The sequence below is a fragment of the Spiroplasma sp. ChiS genome (assembly GCF_002968355.1).
Taxonomy (GTDB): Bacteria; Bacillota_I; Bacilli_A; order Mycoplasmatales; family Mycoplasmataceae; genus Spiroplasma; species Spiroplasma citri.
In genome coordinates, this window is the sequence record NZ_PUUH01000003.1 from 14,203 (window position 1) to 30,321 (window position 16,119).

The following is a 16,119-nucleotide window of genomic DNA, read 5'->3' on the forward strand; positions in this document are numbered from 1 at the left end:
AAAATGTTAATTATTTCTTTTTTGATTTACTATCAATTTGAGCCTTTGCCTGATTCATAATTTTATTAGGATTTAAATAAGATTTTTTCATTTCTTTTGATAAAGAAACATCATACATTGATAAATCATTAATAAACGGTTGTTCATCAGTATCATGCGCATGACCTTCATAACCTTCAAATTTATATGTAAATCGCCCATCTAAATATACTTTAAAAATTGCTTCTTCTCCTGTTACTTTCTTTGCATAAACAATAACTAAACTATCTTCATTTTCTTTCGTAATACGAATATCATTACTATCAACAATAAAACCACGTTTTTGAATCGCTTGTAAAATTGATGTAATAGCATGTTTCCGCGCTGATTCATCTAATTGTTTATTAATAATTTTATTTTGTAATGCTAAAGCTTTTTCATTTAAAACAGTGATATCAGTTGTCAAAATTTGACCAAATTCTTCTAATGCTGGAGTTAATTCTGTATTAACAAATTTATCATCACTAATTTGTTTTTTAAAACTACTAAGATATTGTTTTTTCAAAAAATCAGGTGAAGTATGATAATTTTTAACTTCTGTTTGAACAAGTTCAGAAATAGTCTCTGGTTTTAAATTACTGAAGTGATTCTTATTTGTTTTAAAAAAATTCATAATAAAAGCTTTTGATTCATTATCATCAAACATTGCTATTAATTCATGTTCTAATTGTTGATAATTTAAATTAATCCGGTTTTTTAAATTAACTAACCGTTGTTTTGTTTCATCTTCAATTACTTTTATTTTCAAGACTGCAATTTTTTGTTGAATTTCTGCTAAACGAAGGCTTTTTTGTTCTAAGAAAAAATTAACCCTCTTTGCTAATTCTAATTCAACATGTTCAACTTTAGTAAATTCTTTCACCAACGGATTATTTTCTAAATTAACTAAAATTTGATCTAACTCAACTAAATATTGTTCAATTTGTTGACAATTTAATCCACTAGCATCAATTCCTTGTAATTGTTGTAGTAATAATTTTAAATTATTTTTAACAAAATTAATATTTAAATTTAATCGCTCAATCTTTTTTTGGTAATTATACATTACTTGTTCAACACTCATACTCATTATATTAACACCTCTTCTAATTCAAGTTTTAATTTTTTTAAAGCATCGCGATTTTTATTATCATTGTGTTCATTTCGTGCTTTTTCACAATATAAATATAATGTTAATTCTTGATAAAGTTTCATAATTTGTTTATATTTATTTTTATCAAAAACATCTTTTAAAACAAATAATTTTTCGTTAATATGTTGTATAAATTGATGTTTTGTTTTTAAAAGCGGAGTAATTTTTTCTTCCATTAAATTTATTAAATATAATGCTGCTTTATCAAAAGAACATAAATTGAGATATTCTTGAAATTTGCTTTCGGAATTAAACATATTTTTAAATTTAATTGCCTTATATTTTATTTCTAATTGTGATAAAGAATAAAGTAATTGGATTATTAATTCATTACTATTGTTAATATTTTTGCAACGTTCTATAATAACCTCAACTTTATCTCATATTTCTTGCCAATGTCGTTGTAAACCACTTGTTTCTCGCTTTTTCATTTCTTTACAATATTTAATATATTCTTCAGCATAACTATACAAATTAATTAATAAAGTGTTACTTTTCCCCAATGTTGCTGTTGTTACTGCTTCAAATAATTCACGGTGTAAATCATTATTATTAATTGCAAAAAGAAATTTATCTAAAATTGCAAACAGATTTTGATTTCAAATTTTTTCAATAATTGATGAATTTGCAATATTAGTCAATGTTAATAATTGGTTTAAAGAAACATCATTTTTGTCATCAAGTTCTTGTAACATATTTAAAACTTCTTTATTTGATAATAAATTATTATTAGTTAATACTTGATAAGCTTTGATAATATTTTTTTGCAATTTTGATTGTTGTTTCATTAACATAATTAAAGTTTTATGCATTTTATTAAAATAATTTGGTTTTAAGTTTAAATTACTTAAAATTTGTTCAGATTGATATAAAACATTAACTTTATTATGAAAATCACTTATGGACATACTTTTTAATATATTATCAAAAGCTTCTTCACTATTATTTAAAATATCAATTAAATAGCAATAAATAAAAAGATTTTCAATTTGATTATTATGAATTATTTCATAAATATTTGCTTGTTCATTATTTATTAAACTTTTTAATCCATCTAAAATTTTTTTAAATAACATCTGACTATATTTCGGAAGAAATTTTTGTGCTGTTATAATATTACGATCTAGCATAATAAGTTCTGTTGGTTGTAATACATAAAGCTCCGTGTCATTTTTATCATTAATGAATAAAACTAAAAAATTATCATTAATTGATAAAACCTCAGTAGTTAAATAAAAAATTGGCATTGGACCATTTAAATTAGGCATTGTAGTTGCCTGCTCAGCATTAACAAAAATAATACAACTAATATTATTATCATAATAATATTTATTAGCTAAGACTGCCTTTGGTTTAACACTTGCTGCATTAATAATTACAATTTTTGGATTTACTAGCCTAGAAGTAATATAACGCGGATCTTGCTGATAATCACTTTCTAATATATTTGTTGCTACTTTTTGAAGATTTAAATTAAAATTATCTGTTAAAGTTTTGGTCATCTCAGTTAAAAAATAATCAACAATTTTTGTTTTTAAATTAACATTATCCTCAATAATTTGTTGCAATTGTTGGTCATTACCAATTTGAATTTTAATATCTTTAAAAGTAGTTAAGGATAGTATAACTWCTTTTTCTTCATAAACATCAATTAATAAATTGTTAATTTGATTACTTTTTTGATTACTATTATAGTAGATTTCTTGTTTTTTAGTGCGAATTAAAGTAAATGTTGTATCATCATTAAAAATATTATTTTTATTAATATTTAGCTTATACTTTTCTAACAAATGAAATAAATCTTCACCAGTAATAATTGGCTCTTGTTCTGGGATAATAATTAAATCGTTGTTATTTTTTTCTAATAAAGATAATTGTTCGTTATTTATGTATTTTTCACCCGAAAAAATATTAAAATCAAAATTAATAACTGCTTCACGATTACTATTTTTACTTAATAAGTAACCCTGTTCTAATGCCATTAAGACTTCTTTTGAAATGTAAAAAATGCCAATTGGCCGATCAATTCAATCTTGTTCAGCAGAACTATTTGCTAAATAATTTAATGATGTTTGCTTATTAATTTCAATAATATTTTCTTTTTCAATTAAGTCCTTTAAACATTCTGCATAAATTTTAAAATTAAAAATTTGTAATTCATTATGTAAAATATCAGCTAATGATTTTTCTTTATTAGGGTAATTAGTAACAGCATTTAAAATTAAATATTGAAAAAAAGCTAGTTTTTTTGGCGTTTGATAACTAACTATTGCTTTTAATTTTTTCCAGTTTTTATAAACTTTTACCATTCCTAATTTCATGTTTTTACCTCTAATTCTTATTATAATAAATCTTTTGCCCTCCAAACAAGACCATAACTGTCAATAATTCGTAAAATTTCATAATATGCTTTGATTGTTTTTGTAATATTTGGGTTAGCAATTGTTGGAATTTCAACATCAATATTAGTAAAAAAACTAACTGCGCCAATAATAATTAACATATTTTTTGCTCTTGAAAATGCAACATTTAATCGTTCATATTTTTTAATAAATTCTTTATTAGCACTTAATTGATTATGCGGATTTCGGACTGTATTAACAATAACAATTTCTGTTTCTCGCCCTTGATAATCATCAACTGTTGAAACTTCTACTTTAATATTTTTAAATTTTAAACTATTAATCGCTTTTCGTAATTTTTTGACATGGAGACTATAAAAACTAATAACTGCAACTTTAGGCTGTTTTTTTAATTTAACAGTTAAATTATTATATCCTGCTTCAATTAATTCCAATGCTTTTATTGTTAAGTCAATTTCTAATCAATTAAAAAGACTCGTACTGCCACTTTCACCTTGTTCATAAACAAAATTCATATTAGTTTTATCTTTTGATGAATCAATTCAATAAATTGCTTTATTACTATCAAAAATTTTTAATCCCTCTTTATTTTCAACAGTAATATAATGTTGTTTTTCATTATTTTGATTAGTTTTATCACCTAATTGTAGTTGATTTTCATAAAAAAAATTTACAATTCGCATAATATCTTCATGACTACGATAATGATTAACTAAAATTTCTTTTACTGAATCATCACATTTTGAGATAATTTTTTTAAATAATGAATTAGTTACTAATTCTAAAAAATTATGGTAACTATAATTTTCATCATAAATTTCATTAATTAATGCAACATCTTCTTCTTGATATGGCATAATTGGTGGCAATTGCCGATAATCACCAACTAAAATAACAGTTTTACCATATACTAATGGCATAAAAATTTCCATTGGTGTCAACTTACTTACCTCATCAATAATGACAACATCAAAAGCAAATTTTTTAATATCAATATCAGAAATATTATAATCTCGTAAAATTTTATTTTTACTTTGTGCATATGATTGATTTGAAGTTGCAGTCATTGCAACAACATTAACACTATCTTGTAAAAATTGATTAGCATAACTAATTGTATCTCGTTCCATAGCCGACGTGAAATGATTAGTTTCAATATTCTCTTGTGTTAAAAAATCTGATATTTTATAATTTTTATTTAAAAAGGTAATCATATTATTTACAAAATTAAACTTTGTTGCTTTTTCTTGAAGCATAAAATTAAGGTCGTGTTCAATTTTATTAATTTCTTTATCAATTTCATTAATTGTTCCACTAATATCTTTTACTACTAAATTTAAATTAAAAATTGTATTAATACTATTAACAATATTTTCAACTTCAACTTTTAAAGCATTAATTTTATAATTTAATGTTCCCATTTCAATTTCTAAATAAGAAATTTCTTGTTCATATTTATTTTCATTAATTTCACTAATTTTGTTTTGAATAATAGCACTTTGTTCTTCATATTGCTGTAATAATTGCTCAAGATCATTTTTAAATGCTTCTTGTTCTTTTTGAAAAACAATGTTTTCTTGCTTCAATGTAAATTGATTTTTTAATTTTAAAATTTCACTTTGAACAACAGTTAACCTTTCCATTCAATCATCATCGCGTAATTCTTGACTAACTTGTTTTAACTCTGCTAATTCTATATCTTTATCCTTTAGTGCCTTATTATCAGTAGTAATTGTTAATAGCTTTTTGTATGTTTCTATTAATGAATATGACTCATCAATTTGAAATCCAAATTTCGCTTGCAATAATTTTCCAAAATGTTTGTTAAATAGTTGTACAAGATCAGGTGTTGAAGTGACAATTCCATCTCAATTAATATTACCTAAGAAATCTAATAGATTGCGAATATTATTAATATTAATTGTTAATTTTCGATCATCAGTTTGATATTGTAATTTTTGATTAATGATTATTTCTCGCTCAGCAACTAATGTATTTAACTTTTGAGTATAATGATTGTAATCATTAATTTCTTTTTCTAACATTTTCGCATTTGCTTTTAATTTTTGTAATTCATATTTTTGATTTTCATAATCATTTCCAATTCCAGTTCATTTTGTTAAATATTGTCGTAATAAATGAGCATAAATAAAACGATAATTATTAAAAATTAATTTATCCGGATTAAAATCATTAAAACGATTTTTTTTACGAACTGCTTCTCCTGTTAAGCGTAAAGGAACTAACAAAGGTGTTTTAACTAGTCTTGTTAAAACATTGTCAATTGCAACATGATTTTGTGAAGAAATTAAAACTTTTTTTCCTAATTTAGCATATTGATAAACTAATTCCGCAATAAATTCGGTTTTCCCTGTTCCTGGTGGTCCTTGCAATAGAAAAATATCTTGTGAGTTTAAAGCTTTTGCTATTGCTTTTTGTTGATTTCCATTTAAATTATTTGAAGCAAAAGTTAATTGTTTTTCCGTAATTAAGTTAGATTGTGTCTTTAACTTAATATCTTCAATATTAAAGATATAATTAATTAAGTAGGGATTTGCAACATCATTTTTACTAATCTTATCTAAAATAACATTACTACGTCGAAGTAAAGTTGAGTCTCCTTTGCCAATATAAGTTAAATAACCATAAGGAGGTATTATTTTATTTAATTCATTAAATGATATTTCATCCTCATTTTTTATTTCATAAAAACAATTAACAATTTGATACTGTTCTAATTGATTAATAGTTACTTTAATCGTTTCATGGTCAATGTCACTTTCTTGCTTAATATCATTTTCAATCATATATATTTTGATTATCTCTTTTTTAAAATCATAGTTATCTTTCTGTTGCATTTTTGTTTCAGGAATATTAACCGCTAAATCATAAATATCTGCTCCATCTTGAACATAACTTTCACTAAAATTAAAAGAAAATAGCGTTAATGGAACATCTTTTTGATATGTACGATTAATTTGTAAATTAGCGAGACTTAAATTATTTATTTTTTTTAAGATTGAATATTTATTTAAATTATCTAATAATAGTTCTAATTCTACAATAATTATTTCTTCAAATAAATTACCAATTGTTAAATTTTTATTAGTAAAATTTTTCTTATCAACATATCAAAAATTATGAGCTAAAAATCTTGTGTCATGCATCTTTTCCCCGATTGGAACTGTTTTTGGAATTTTAATATATTCTGTTAATTTTCGTTTTAAATATAAACAAGAATTATTACGCTTGTATTCTAAGTTTTGTTCTTGAAAGCGTAAGTATTGTAACCACCGTTCTTTTTCTTCAGCAAAAGATGAAGTTAAAAATTTCATATTTGCCATAACATTTGAATCAAAAATAGTTCGTAATTTTGCTTCATCAAGACGAAAATTATCAGCAACTTCAAGCACTACTCCTGTCGCTAATGTTTCAAATTCTTGCTTTTCCTTTTCCATTGCTGTTAAAAAAATATTTTTAACATTAACAATGCCAATTTCTGGGTCAATATCGCCTAGTATTGTTAATGATAAGTTTGAATCTAACATTTGATCCAGTAAAGTAATTGATTTAAAACGAATTAAAATATCATAAAGTTTTTTCTCTGACCCTTTTTTATCTTTCTTAATTTTTGCCTGATCATTAATTAAAGAAACAAAAAAATCAGCAATACAAATATTATGCTTTAAAAAAGTGTCTAATCCTTGAACTGTTGTAATATCTTTTAACCGAAGGTTTTTAACATCATCATCAGTAAATTTACTTTTTGGATTTGTTAAAAAATACAAATTTAATAATAAATTCTTATTATTAAATTTATTGCCCTGAATTGTAAATTCCATCAATGTCATTTGTTCACCCTCTTATCTACATAATAATTATACTAAACTTATATTAGATAACAAATTAAACCTACCAAATTAAAAAAGTACATTGCAAAGCAAAATGTACTTTTTTTGAAATCTATCTTTTTGAATATTGCGGTGCTCTTCTAGCCCCATGTAACCCATATTTTTTACGTTCTTTAATACGAGCATCACGAGTTAGCATGCCAGCATGTCTCAATAAAGTTTTATAATCTTGTGACGCTTCGACTAGGGCTCTTGCAATTCCTAATCTTGTTGCGCCAGCTTGTCCGGTAAAACCACCACCAGACACTTTAACACGAATATCAAATTCTGATTTTGAACCAGTAATCTCTAAAGGTTGTTCCAAATCTTGCACTAATGTTGCGTATGGGAAAAACTCTAATGCTGGTTTCCCATTAACAACAACATTTCCTTTACCAGGAGTCAATACAACTTGGGCAATAGAAGATTTTCTTCTTCCTGTACCGCGATATATAACTTCTTGTTTTTTTGCCATATTTTCTCCTTTTATTTATTAGTTAATTCTAATTTAATTGGTTGTTGTGCTTCATGTGGATGTTCATTACCAGCATAAACAAATAAATTACGGAATAATTTACTTCCTAATTTATTTTTTGGTAACATTCCTTTAATTGCGTGTTCAACTGGATAAATTGGTTTTTTTACTAACATATTCTTTGCTGTTGTTCTTTTTAATCCCCCTGGATGTTGTGAATGATGATAATAGATTTTACCCTTTAATTTATTTCCTGACAAATTAATTTTATCTGCATTAAGAATAATAACATTATCACCACAATCAACATGTGGAGTATAAGATGGTTTATTTTTTCCTCTTAAGATCATTGCAACTTTACTTGCTAAACGTCCTAAAACTAGACCTTGAGCATCAATCACATATCATTTTTTTTCAACTTTAGTTGAATTTAAGATAGTTGTTTGTCTCATGTCACTGCCTCCTCACATCATTCCGTACCAGGGTCTAATGTATAAAGCAATAATATTATAACTAAAAATAATAGGATAATCAATATTTTAATTTAATATTTCCAAATTTAATTACTCTTGTAATTTTCAAGTTGAGTAAATTGGGAAATCATTTAATAAGGTTTTTACTTCTTTTTGATATTTAACAATATTATTTTCAGTTGGCTCTTTTAAAACATTATAAATTATTTCTCCGATGTGTTTAAATTCTTTGTTTCCAAAACCACGTGTTGTCATAGCTGCTGTTCCTAATCGAATTCCGCTAGTAACCATTGATGATTCTTTATCAAATGGAATCATATTCTTGTTACAAATAATACCAATTTTTTGCAAAATCTCTTCCGCCATTTGCCCCGAAATACCTAAACTACTTTTAACATCAACCATTAATAAATGGTTATCTGTGCCATCAGCTACTAAACGCAGATTATTTGCTTTTAATGTTGCTGCTAATGCTTTCGCATTATTAATAATTTCTGCTTGATATGCTTTAAAATCTGGTTGCAAAGCCTCTAAAAAACATTGTGCCTTTGCAGCAATAACATGCTCTAATGGTCCCCCTTGATTGCCTGGAAAAACAGCACTATTAATTTTTTTTGCTCATTTTTGCTTTGATAAAATTAAGCCCCCACGAGGTCCACGCAATGTTTTATGTGTTGTTGAAGTAACAACATCTGCATAGGGGATTGGAGACTGATGTAAACCAGCCGCAATTAATCCTGCAATATGGGCCATATCTACCATTAATAAAGTTCCAACTTTATCAGCAATTGCGCGGAACTTTTTAAAATCAATCTCACGTGAATAAGCACTAGCTCCAGCAACAATTAATTTTGGTTTTACTTCAATTGCAATTTTTTCAATTGCATCATAATCTAACATTTCGGTTGTAGGATCAACTTGATAACTATGAAAATCATATAATCGACCAGAAAAATTAACATTATGACCATGAGTTAAGTGACCACCTGCTGCTAAATCCATTGCTAAAATGGTATCACGTGGTTGTAGCAAAGCATAATAAGCAGCAGCATTTGCTTGGCTACCCGAATGTGGTTGAACATTAGCATGTTCAGCTTGGAATAACTCCTTTACCTTATCAATTGCTAATTGTTCAACTTGATCAACATATTCACATCCTCCATAATATCGGTGAAACGGATACCCTTCAGCATATTTATTAGTCAAAATTGAGCCTGTAATAGCTAAAATTGCCTCACTAACATAATTTTCTGACGCAATTAACTCAACATGATCTTGCTGTCGTTTTAATTCCAAATCAATTAATTTTTTAATTTGTGAATTTACTTTCATTATTTTCATCTCCATTCTATAATTTCTAATATCATTATATAGAGATAAATAAAAAATAACTTGAATAAAAGTTATTTTTCAGGATTTTAATATTGTAAATTTGCATTAGTATCTTTATGAATTAATGGGGAAACAGCTCGATATGTAATATAAATAATTGCTGAATTAAATAAGACTTTAATTGGTGCCATTGCTAACCGCGTAATCATAGTTACTCCATAACCATCTGTTCCAACATTTTTATTTTGTGAAACCGTTAAAAAGGCAATATCACCCCAGGCGGATATTAAGGTGGTGACTCAATATTCATTAACAACGGCAAGCATAATAATAGCAACTAAATCTCAATAACGTTTTTTTGTTTTATCAAAATGGCAATAAACAAACATAATAATTCATATAATAATAATGGTTCCGCCAGCACCAAAACCAATAATGTAAATTAAAACAATTTTGCTAACTTCCAATCCAGCAAATAATGTAATGGTTTCTAATGGTGAATATCATGTCATTACTCCGGCAAAAGTTCCAAAAATTAAAATAAAAATATTTGTTAACATAAATAAAACTCATTTATGCTTACCAACGGCACGATTAATTGAAGATGCACAACCCGATAAAAATCCATATGAAGCAATCACAATAATATATGCAACATGAAGATAAGAAGGAACAAATAACATTACAATTAAATCAGTAACAACACCTGATAAAAGTCCTACAATGGGTCCAAAAATAAAGCCACTAATTTTAACCATTAAACCTTCAAAAGCAATCTTAACAGGAGGAAAGACTGTAATTGGTACTGTTATTGAAATAATAATAGTAACTGTTGCAGAAACTGCTGACAAAATTGTAATATAAGCAATATTTTTTGTTGTAAAACGAATACCATGATAACGTTTAGGATTAATTAAATAATATAAACCATTATAAATACAATAAATAATAAAAAGAGCGCCAATAACACCACTAGCAATATATGCCATTTTATTACTATATAAGATTTTTGATATATCACTAAATGATGTTAGTAGACCCATAATATCCCCACAATCTATATTAATAAAATAAATCCTTTGTCCTGTCAATATTTTACATATATCAATTATACATTACATTTTTCAATCAATTATGTTTTTTTTATTTTTTAAAAGTAAATTATTAATTTTTACAAAAAATTGTTGATCTTTAAATAAATTGTAACTAAAAGGTGATGGATGTGCTCCCTTAATAATATTACTTTTATTCAAAATATATTCACTATACTGCTTTGCATAATTACCTCATAAAACATAGACAATATCATCCCGAATTTCATTTAAATAAATAATTAAATTTTGACTAAAATTAGTTCAACCAATATCCTTATGACTTAAAGGGGTTTTAGCAACAACACTTCCAATTGTATTATATAAAAAAACACCCTCTTTAGCTCAATGGTCTAAATTACCACTAGCATGATGATCAATTCCTAAGTCTTTTTTTAATTCATGAAAAATATTAACTAAACTTGGTGGGTTTTTAATACCATCATTAACACTAAAAGCTAAACCATTTGCTTGGCCAGGGCCATGATATGGATCTTGCCCAATAATAACAACTTTAATATCGTTTGGCTCAATTAATGTAAACAAACGAAAAATATCTGTTTTTGTGGGATAGCAAAGTTTATTTTGATACTCATTATCAATATTTTTTAACAATTGTTTAAAATACGGCTTTTTAATTTCATTATCAAAGAATTCTCCTCAACCAACTGCGTACTTTATTCACATTGCCATTTCTCCTGTTACTTTCTTTATTATATTATAGTAAATTTATTAATTTCCGTTTTTTGTAAAATAATTATATCAAAAAAAGAAAAAAAGATAATATAATGAAAATAAAATAAAGATGAAAAGGAAGGTGAAAGAGTTGCAACAGTTAAAAGAAAATAAATTAATTACAAATGAAATAAATATTAAAAAATCACGCTTTCTTTGTCTCTTACAAAAAGTTACTTCCGAGCATGAAGCACTTGAATTTATTAAAACAAATCAACAAGTAAATGCTACGCACAACTGTTACGCTTATATTATTGGAAAAAATCAAAATATTATTCGAAAAAGTGATGATGGTGAACCAACTAATACTGCTGGAAAACCAATTTTAGACATTTTACTTCATCATAATTTAACTAATGTTGTATGCTTAGTTATTCGTTATTTTGGAGGAATTAAATTAGGTGCTGGCGGATTAATTCGTGCTTATGCTAATAGTGTTAAAACAAATTTAAAAAAGCCGAATTCATTACTTTTTTTGAAACAAAAGATATTATTATTAAATTTACAATTAATAAAATTAAATTAGTTGATGAATATTTAACATATCATTATCAAAATTTAGCAATTAATAAAAATTTTACCGAACCTATTAGTTATCAATTTTCGCTGCCTAGTGAACAAATTTATCTTTTTACTTTATGAGCCAACAATAATAAAATTAATGTAATTATTTCCGAACATATAAATAATTAATATTTTTCCCAAGTTTAACAAAACGTTGTTCATATTCAGTTGGAATATTATTTTTCAAATACTGACTTTGATATAGATTTGTTGTATAATCAACAATTTTTCAATTATTTTCTTTAAATGATTCTAATGAATAGTTAAATAATTGATCATTATCTGTTTTAAAATGAATTTCACCATTATCCTGTAAAATAATTTGATAAAAATTTAAATATATTTTATTTGTTAACCGACGTTTTTCATGACGGGCTTTAGGCCAAGGATCAGAGAAATTTAAATATATTTTATTAATTTCTTTAGATGCAAAAATTTCTGGCAAAAAAATAGCATCAAAAACAATTATTTTTAAATTAGGTAAATTTTCGGCAATAATTTTTTTTAAAGCTAACACTAAAACTGAAGGATACCGTTCAATTGCTAAAAAATTTTGATTTGGATATTTCTTTGCTAATGCTATAATAAAATCCCCTTTTCCCGAACCAATTTCAATATTTAAGGGATTATTATTTTTGAAGATCTTTTTCCCCCATTGCCCCCTATAATATTCTGGATTTTGAATTGCAAAGGTAGAATTTTCCATAATATATTTTGTTGCTCAAGGTTTATTTCTTAGTCTCATCTTTAAATCCTTTCCGACTGTTTTTTAATAAAGCTAATTTTATCTCATTACCAATTTTATTTTGTGGTTCATCATAAGTTCCAAATAATGAACCAAACATATAATTGATTTCTAGTTCTTTTAATTTACTATATCCTAAATAACTATTAACTTGTGGTGCAATTAAAATAATATCAAGTTTTTCTGCCAAAATAATATATTCTTTAATTAAATTTTGATAATGAGAATGAATAAACATTTCTCGAATACTCGTCGATGAAAAAACAGCATAATTAGGTTCATAATAATACAAACTATTTAATTCTGTGTCAATTGCCCCAAAATTTTTAACAGCAACTTCAATACCAATATTTTTAATTGTATTTAAATTTTTTTTAAATTTTTCAGGATCAAATCCAGTTTCCATTAAATCAAAGGTTAAAATTAAATTACCCGGCTTTACTTTTAATTTAATTAATTTTGTTGCAAATTTTTTTAAATTAAACTTCTCACTAGCAATAAAACTAGCTGGATAAGTAATAAATAATTTTTGTTCTAAATAATTATCTAATTTACGAAAATTTTTAATATTTAGTGCAGCGTTAAAACGAGCTAGCATTGTTTCATGCGCAATTCCACCAAAAACATTACTATCTTTTGCAAATATTAAATCACTATCAACCCCATCAACTAAATTACTACTATAATGATACGCTAATTTAAGACCATTATTCACATTTATAATTGGAGAATATAAACTAACAACTTTTTCTAGCTGAATATGCTCATTTAAAGCTAAAATACTACGTTTTTGGTTTGATAATTCTTTAATATTTTCAGGGTCAATAAAAATAATTTGATTTGAATATTCAAGATTTAACCGATTATCTGCTGTTGCAATATTATATTCCTTTAACTTATTTAAATTATTTGATTGTAAGCCATATAATGAAGCATATCCTTGCAATTTAACAATTATTTTATAATTTTTTAAAATAAAAGTAGTATTAACTTGTCGCAATAAAATTTCAAATTGTTTTAATAAATCAGTTTCTGGCCGTAACTTACTTTTATTATGCACTAAGATACTACTAATATCAGGTTCCTCATTTTGATCAAGTGGAAGAAAAATGCCAAAATAATTTAAACTTGCTTTAAAAAATAAAACATTTTGTTCTTTTCATAATGTAAAAACTTGATGAGAAATAAGATCAATAATTTTATTTTTAACATTACTATTTAGAAATTTATCTAGTTTTTCAATATTATTAATCATAAAAGTAAAATAAATTCCACGACGGATTTTATTTTTATGAATTAAATTATAAATAGCATCATGTGCTAAAGCTTCACGAACATAACTATTACGATCGTATTCAATAATATTTTGTAATTTTATCGCATGAACATAAATTAATTCAACAATCCCACAAATACTATAAGCAAAATAAGTCATTGCAATTCAAACTAAAACATATAGTTCACTTACAAAGTTTTCTGACATAGCCATTCTTTTTGATTGTGCTAAAACAATAATTGAGGCCGTAATAAACCCTGTTAATGTCAATAAAGACCATCTAGTTCATTTTGTTCATTTAAAATGCCAACTCACAAAAACAATTAGAAGGGTTAAAACATAAAGCACTGAAATCATAATAATATTAGGGGTACCTGTTAAAGACAAAAAATAGTTATTATTTAAAAATGGTAAAATTGCAAAAAGAAAAGTAAAAATAATAATCGTATATAGAATTGTGGCAAAACAAGAAATAAAAACACCTATCATTCAACAAACTATTATTGGTAAAAAAATATTAATAGCAATCATTGTATTGGTTTCCCCAGTTTTTGGCGGTACAAAAAATGGGATTAATCCTTGTGCAATAATAACCAAAATTGCAAAAACACCACCAATAACAACTTGATAATAAATTGAAAAACGAGCAAAATAATTACGAACTAGACCTCATGTAAAAATATAAATGACAGAAAAAATAATTATAAATAATAGATATACAAAAATAATATTTAAAATATTACTCACTTATTTTCACCTCATTTAACAAACCTTATACTTTTTTTATTATATCATTCCTTTTAAAAATATTTTTTAATTAAAAAAAGAAACTAAAATTCTCATAAATAATTTCTTAAACCGAGTAATTTATTTATGACAAGACAAGTTTCTTTTAATTTCTGACTTATTTTTATAAAAATAAAAAATGGTGGAGATGGCGGGAATTGAACCCGCGTCCACAAATAATGTTCTAATACCTTCTACAGTTTAGTCTAATCATCTTTCTTTCATTATTTAATAATAGGACTAGACAACTAATTAAATAACTAGATAATAAGATTTTCAAAATTCTAATATTATCAATTAGAATTTTTATTAGATTAAGACTTGAGATACGATAATAGTTAATAATCTATAATTAACTATTATTACGGCTAGCAATCCTCTAACAACGAGGAATTAAGCTGCTAACATTGAACTTGGTAGTTGATTGTTCATCAACGAAACTGGAATTTCAATTTTGTCTTCTTTTTGTTTTTTGTTTGCGTTTCTTCAAACCTAGTAGCATTATAGTCTGCCAAACTACTGCCAATATTAGTAGATCATTCCTGTCGAAACCGGAACATCCCCATAGGTTCATTATACTCTTAAATTATTAAATAGTAAATAAGGACTATTTCTTACATTTTTTTGAAATAACTGCTTAAAATGATATTCATAACTAATTTCTTTTCCAATTTTTAAACCTAAATAAAATTAAATTAAAGCATAATAATCCATCATTAAACTAAAATTACTAAAAAATAAGGTAAATAGTAAGAAAAGTCCCATACCTAGAATATAATCCCTTTGTAGTCAAAATAATAATCGTTCAACAATTAAACTAGGTTTTGTAATTAAATTATTATTTTTTAAATTTAAATATTCAACATAATGAATTAAACTACTAAAAAAATAACTAAATAACCCAAGACTAGTAATTAGCATTATAATTTTGAATTATGTAAAATGAAGTGCAACAAATCTTTATTAATTAAATAATATAATAAAAATTACAAAAATCAACCATAAATTTAAAAAAATTAAAAATATTTTAATTTTTCTTTTATCCATATTTAAACACACTAAAAAAATAATTTTATAATTTTAATGACATATTTTATAATTTAATATACATTTTTAAATATTTATTGTTTATATATTCTGCAAAAACATTTCTTTAGCACTTATTCAATTTAAACACGGTCGGAGTTTTTCATTTATTACATTATTAACTACTCAATC

The 16,119-nt window shown here is 25.0% G+C and carries 12 protein-coding genes and 1 other RNA gene; 1 reads left to right on the plus strand and 12 read right to left on the minus strand.

Annotated features, from left to right (window positions below; translation table 4 throughout):
• Positions 1 to 10: 10 nt before the first annotated feature.
• From C6B38_RS00820 to C6B38_RS00855, 8 genes are all read right to left on the minus strand, one after another.
• Positions 11 to 1,108, minus strand: a complete 1,098-nt coding sequence (locus C6B38_RS00820; protein ID WP_105298295.1) for a hypothetical protein — start codon at positions 1,106 to 1,108, stop codon at positions 11 to 13.
• The gene (locus C6B38_RS00825; protein ID WP_105298296.1) at positions 1,108 to 3,492 is read right to left on the minus strand and encodes a hypothetical protein; all 2,385 of its coding nucleotides are present in this window, start codon (positions 3,490 to 3,492) and stop codon (positions 1,108 to 1,110) included. The genes C6B38_RS00820 and C6B38_RS00825 overlap by 1 nt, the downstream gene beginning before the upstream one ends.
• Before the next feature lie 20 nt (positions 3,493 to 3,512).
• A complete protein-coding gene (locus tag C6B38_RS00830) occupies positions 3,513 to 7,385 on the minus strand; it encodes an AAA domain-containing protein (protein WP_105298297.1) in 3,873 nt (1,290 codons plus the stop codon).
• A gap of 112 nt (positions 7,386 to 7,497) precedes the next feature.
• Complete coding sequence (rpsI, locus tag C6B38_RS00835) at positions 7,498 to 7,899, minus strand: 30S ribosomal protein S9 (RefSeq protein WP_004027966.1); 402 nt, start codon at positions 7,897 to 7,899, stop codon at positions 7,498 to 7,500.
• 11 nt (positions 7,900 to 7,910) lie between these two features.
• Entirely contained in the window at positions 7,911 to 8,351 is a 441-nt protein-coding gene (gene rplM / locus C6B38_RS00840; protein ID WP_105298298.1) for a 50S ribosomal protein L13, read from the minus strand.
• A 111-nt stretch (positions 8,352 to 8,462) separates the two neighbouring features.
• Positions 8,463 to 9,704: a serine hydroxymethyltransferase gene (gene glyA / locus C6B38_RS00845; protein ID WP_105298299.1), complete on the minus strand. Its 1,242-nt coding sequence runs from the start codon at positions 9,702 to 9,704 to the stop codon at positions 8,463 to 8,465.
• 86 nt (positions 9,705 to 9,790) lie between these two features.
• A complete protein-coding gene (locus tag C6B38_RS00850) occupies positions 9,791 to 10,747 on the minus strand; it encodes a hypothetical protein (RefSeq protein ID WP_105298300.1) in 957 nt (318 codons plus the stop codon).
• Positions 10,748 to 10,819: 72 nt separating this feature from the next.
• Positions 10,820 to 11,482, minus strand: coding sequence for a uracil-DNA glycosylase (locus C6B38_RS00855; protein ID WP_004027970.1), 663 nt, complete (start codon positions 11,480 to 11,482; stop codon positions 10,820 to 10,822).
• Between the two features lie 130 nt (positions 11,483 to 11,612).
• Here C6B38_RS00855 and C6B38_RS00860 point away from each other — a divergent pair, with 130 nt between their 5' ends.
• Positions 11,613 to 12,056, plus strand: a complete 444-nt coding sequence (locus C6B38_RS00860) for an IMPACT family protein (RefSeq protein ID WP_233485458.1) — start codon at positions 11,613 to 11,615, stop codon at positions 12,054 to 12,056.
• A 141-nt stretch (positions 12,057 to 12,197) separates the two neighbouring features.
• Here C6B38_RS00860 and trmB read toward each other — a convergent pair whose 3' ends face one another.
• The 4 genes from trmB to C6B38_RS00880 all read right to left on the minus strand — a co-directional run bounded on the left by trmB (position 12,198) and on the right by C6B38_RS00880 (position 15,822).
• Positions 12,198 to 12,839 (minus strand): tRNA (guanosine(46)-N7)-methyltransferase TrmB, encoded by a 642-nt coding sequence (gene trmB, locus C6B38_RS00865; RefSeq protein WP_105298301.1) that lies wholly within the window; start codon positions 12,837 to 12,839, stop codon positions 12,198 to 12,200.
• Positions 12,823 to 14,862, minus strand: coding sequence for an EAL domain-containing protein (locus C6B38_RS00870; protein ID WP_105298302.1), 2,040 nt, complete (start codon positions 14,860 to 14,862; stop codon positions 12,823 to 12,825). The genes trmB and C6B38_RS00870 overlap by 17 nt, the downstream gene beginning before the upstream one ends.
• Positions 14,863 to 15,041: 179 nt before the next feature.
• Positions 15,042 to 15,465, minus strand: a transfer-messenger RNA (tmRNA) gene (ssrA, locus tag C6B38_RS00875).
• A 126-nt stretch (positions 15,466 to 15,591) separates the two neighbouring features.
• Positions 15,592 to 15,822: a hypothetical protein gene (locus tag C6B38_RS00880; RefSeq protein WP_199558534.1), complete on the minus strand. Its 231-nt coding sequence runs from the start codon at positions 15,820 to 15,822 to the stop codon at positions 15,592 to 15,594.
• Between the last annotated feature and the right edge of the window lie 297 nt (positions 15,823 to 16,119).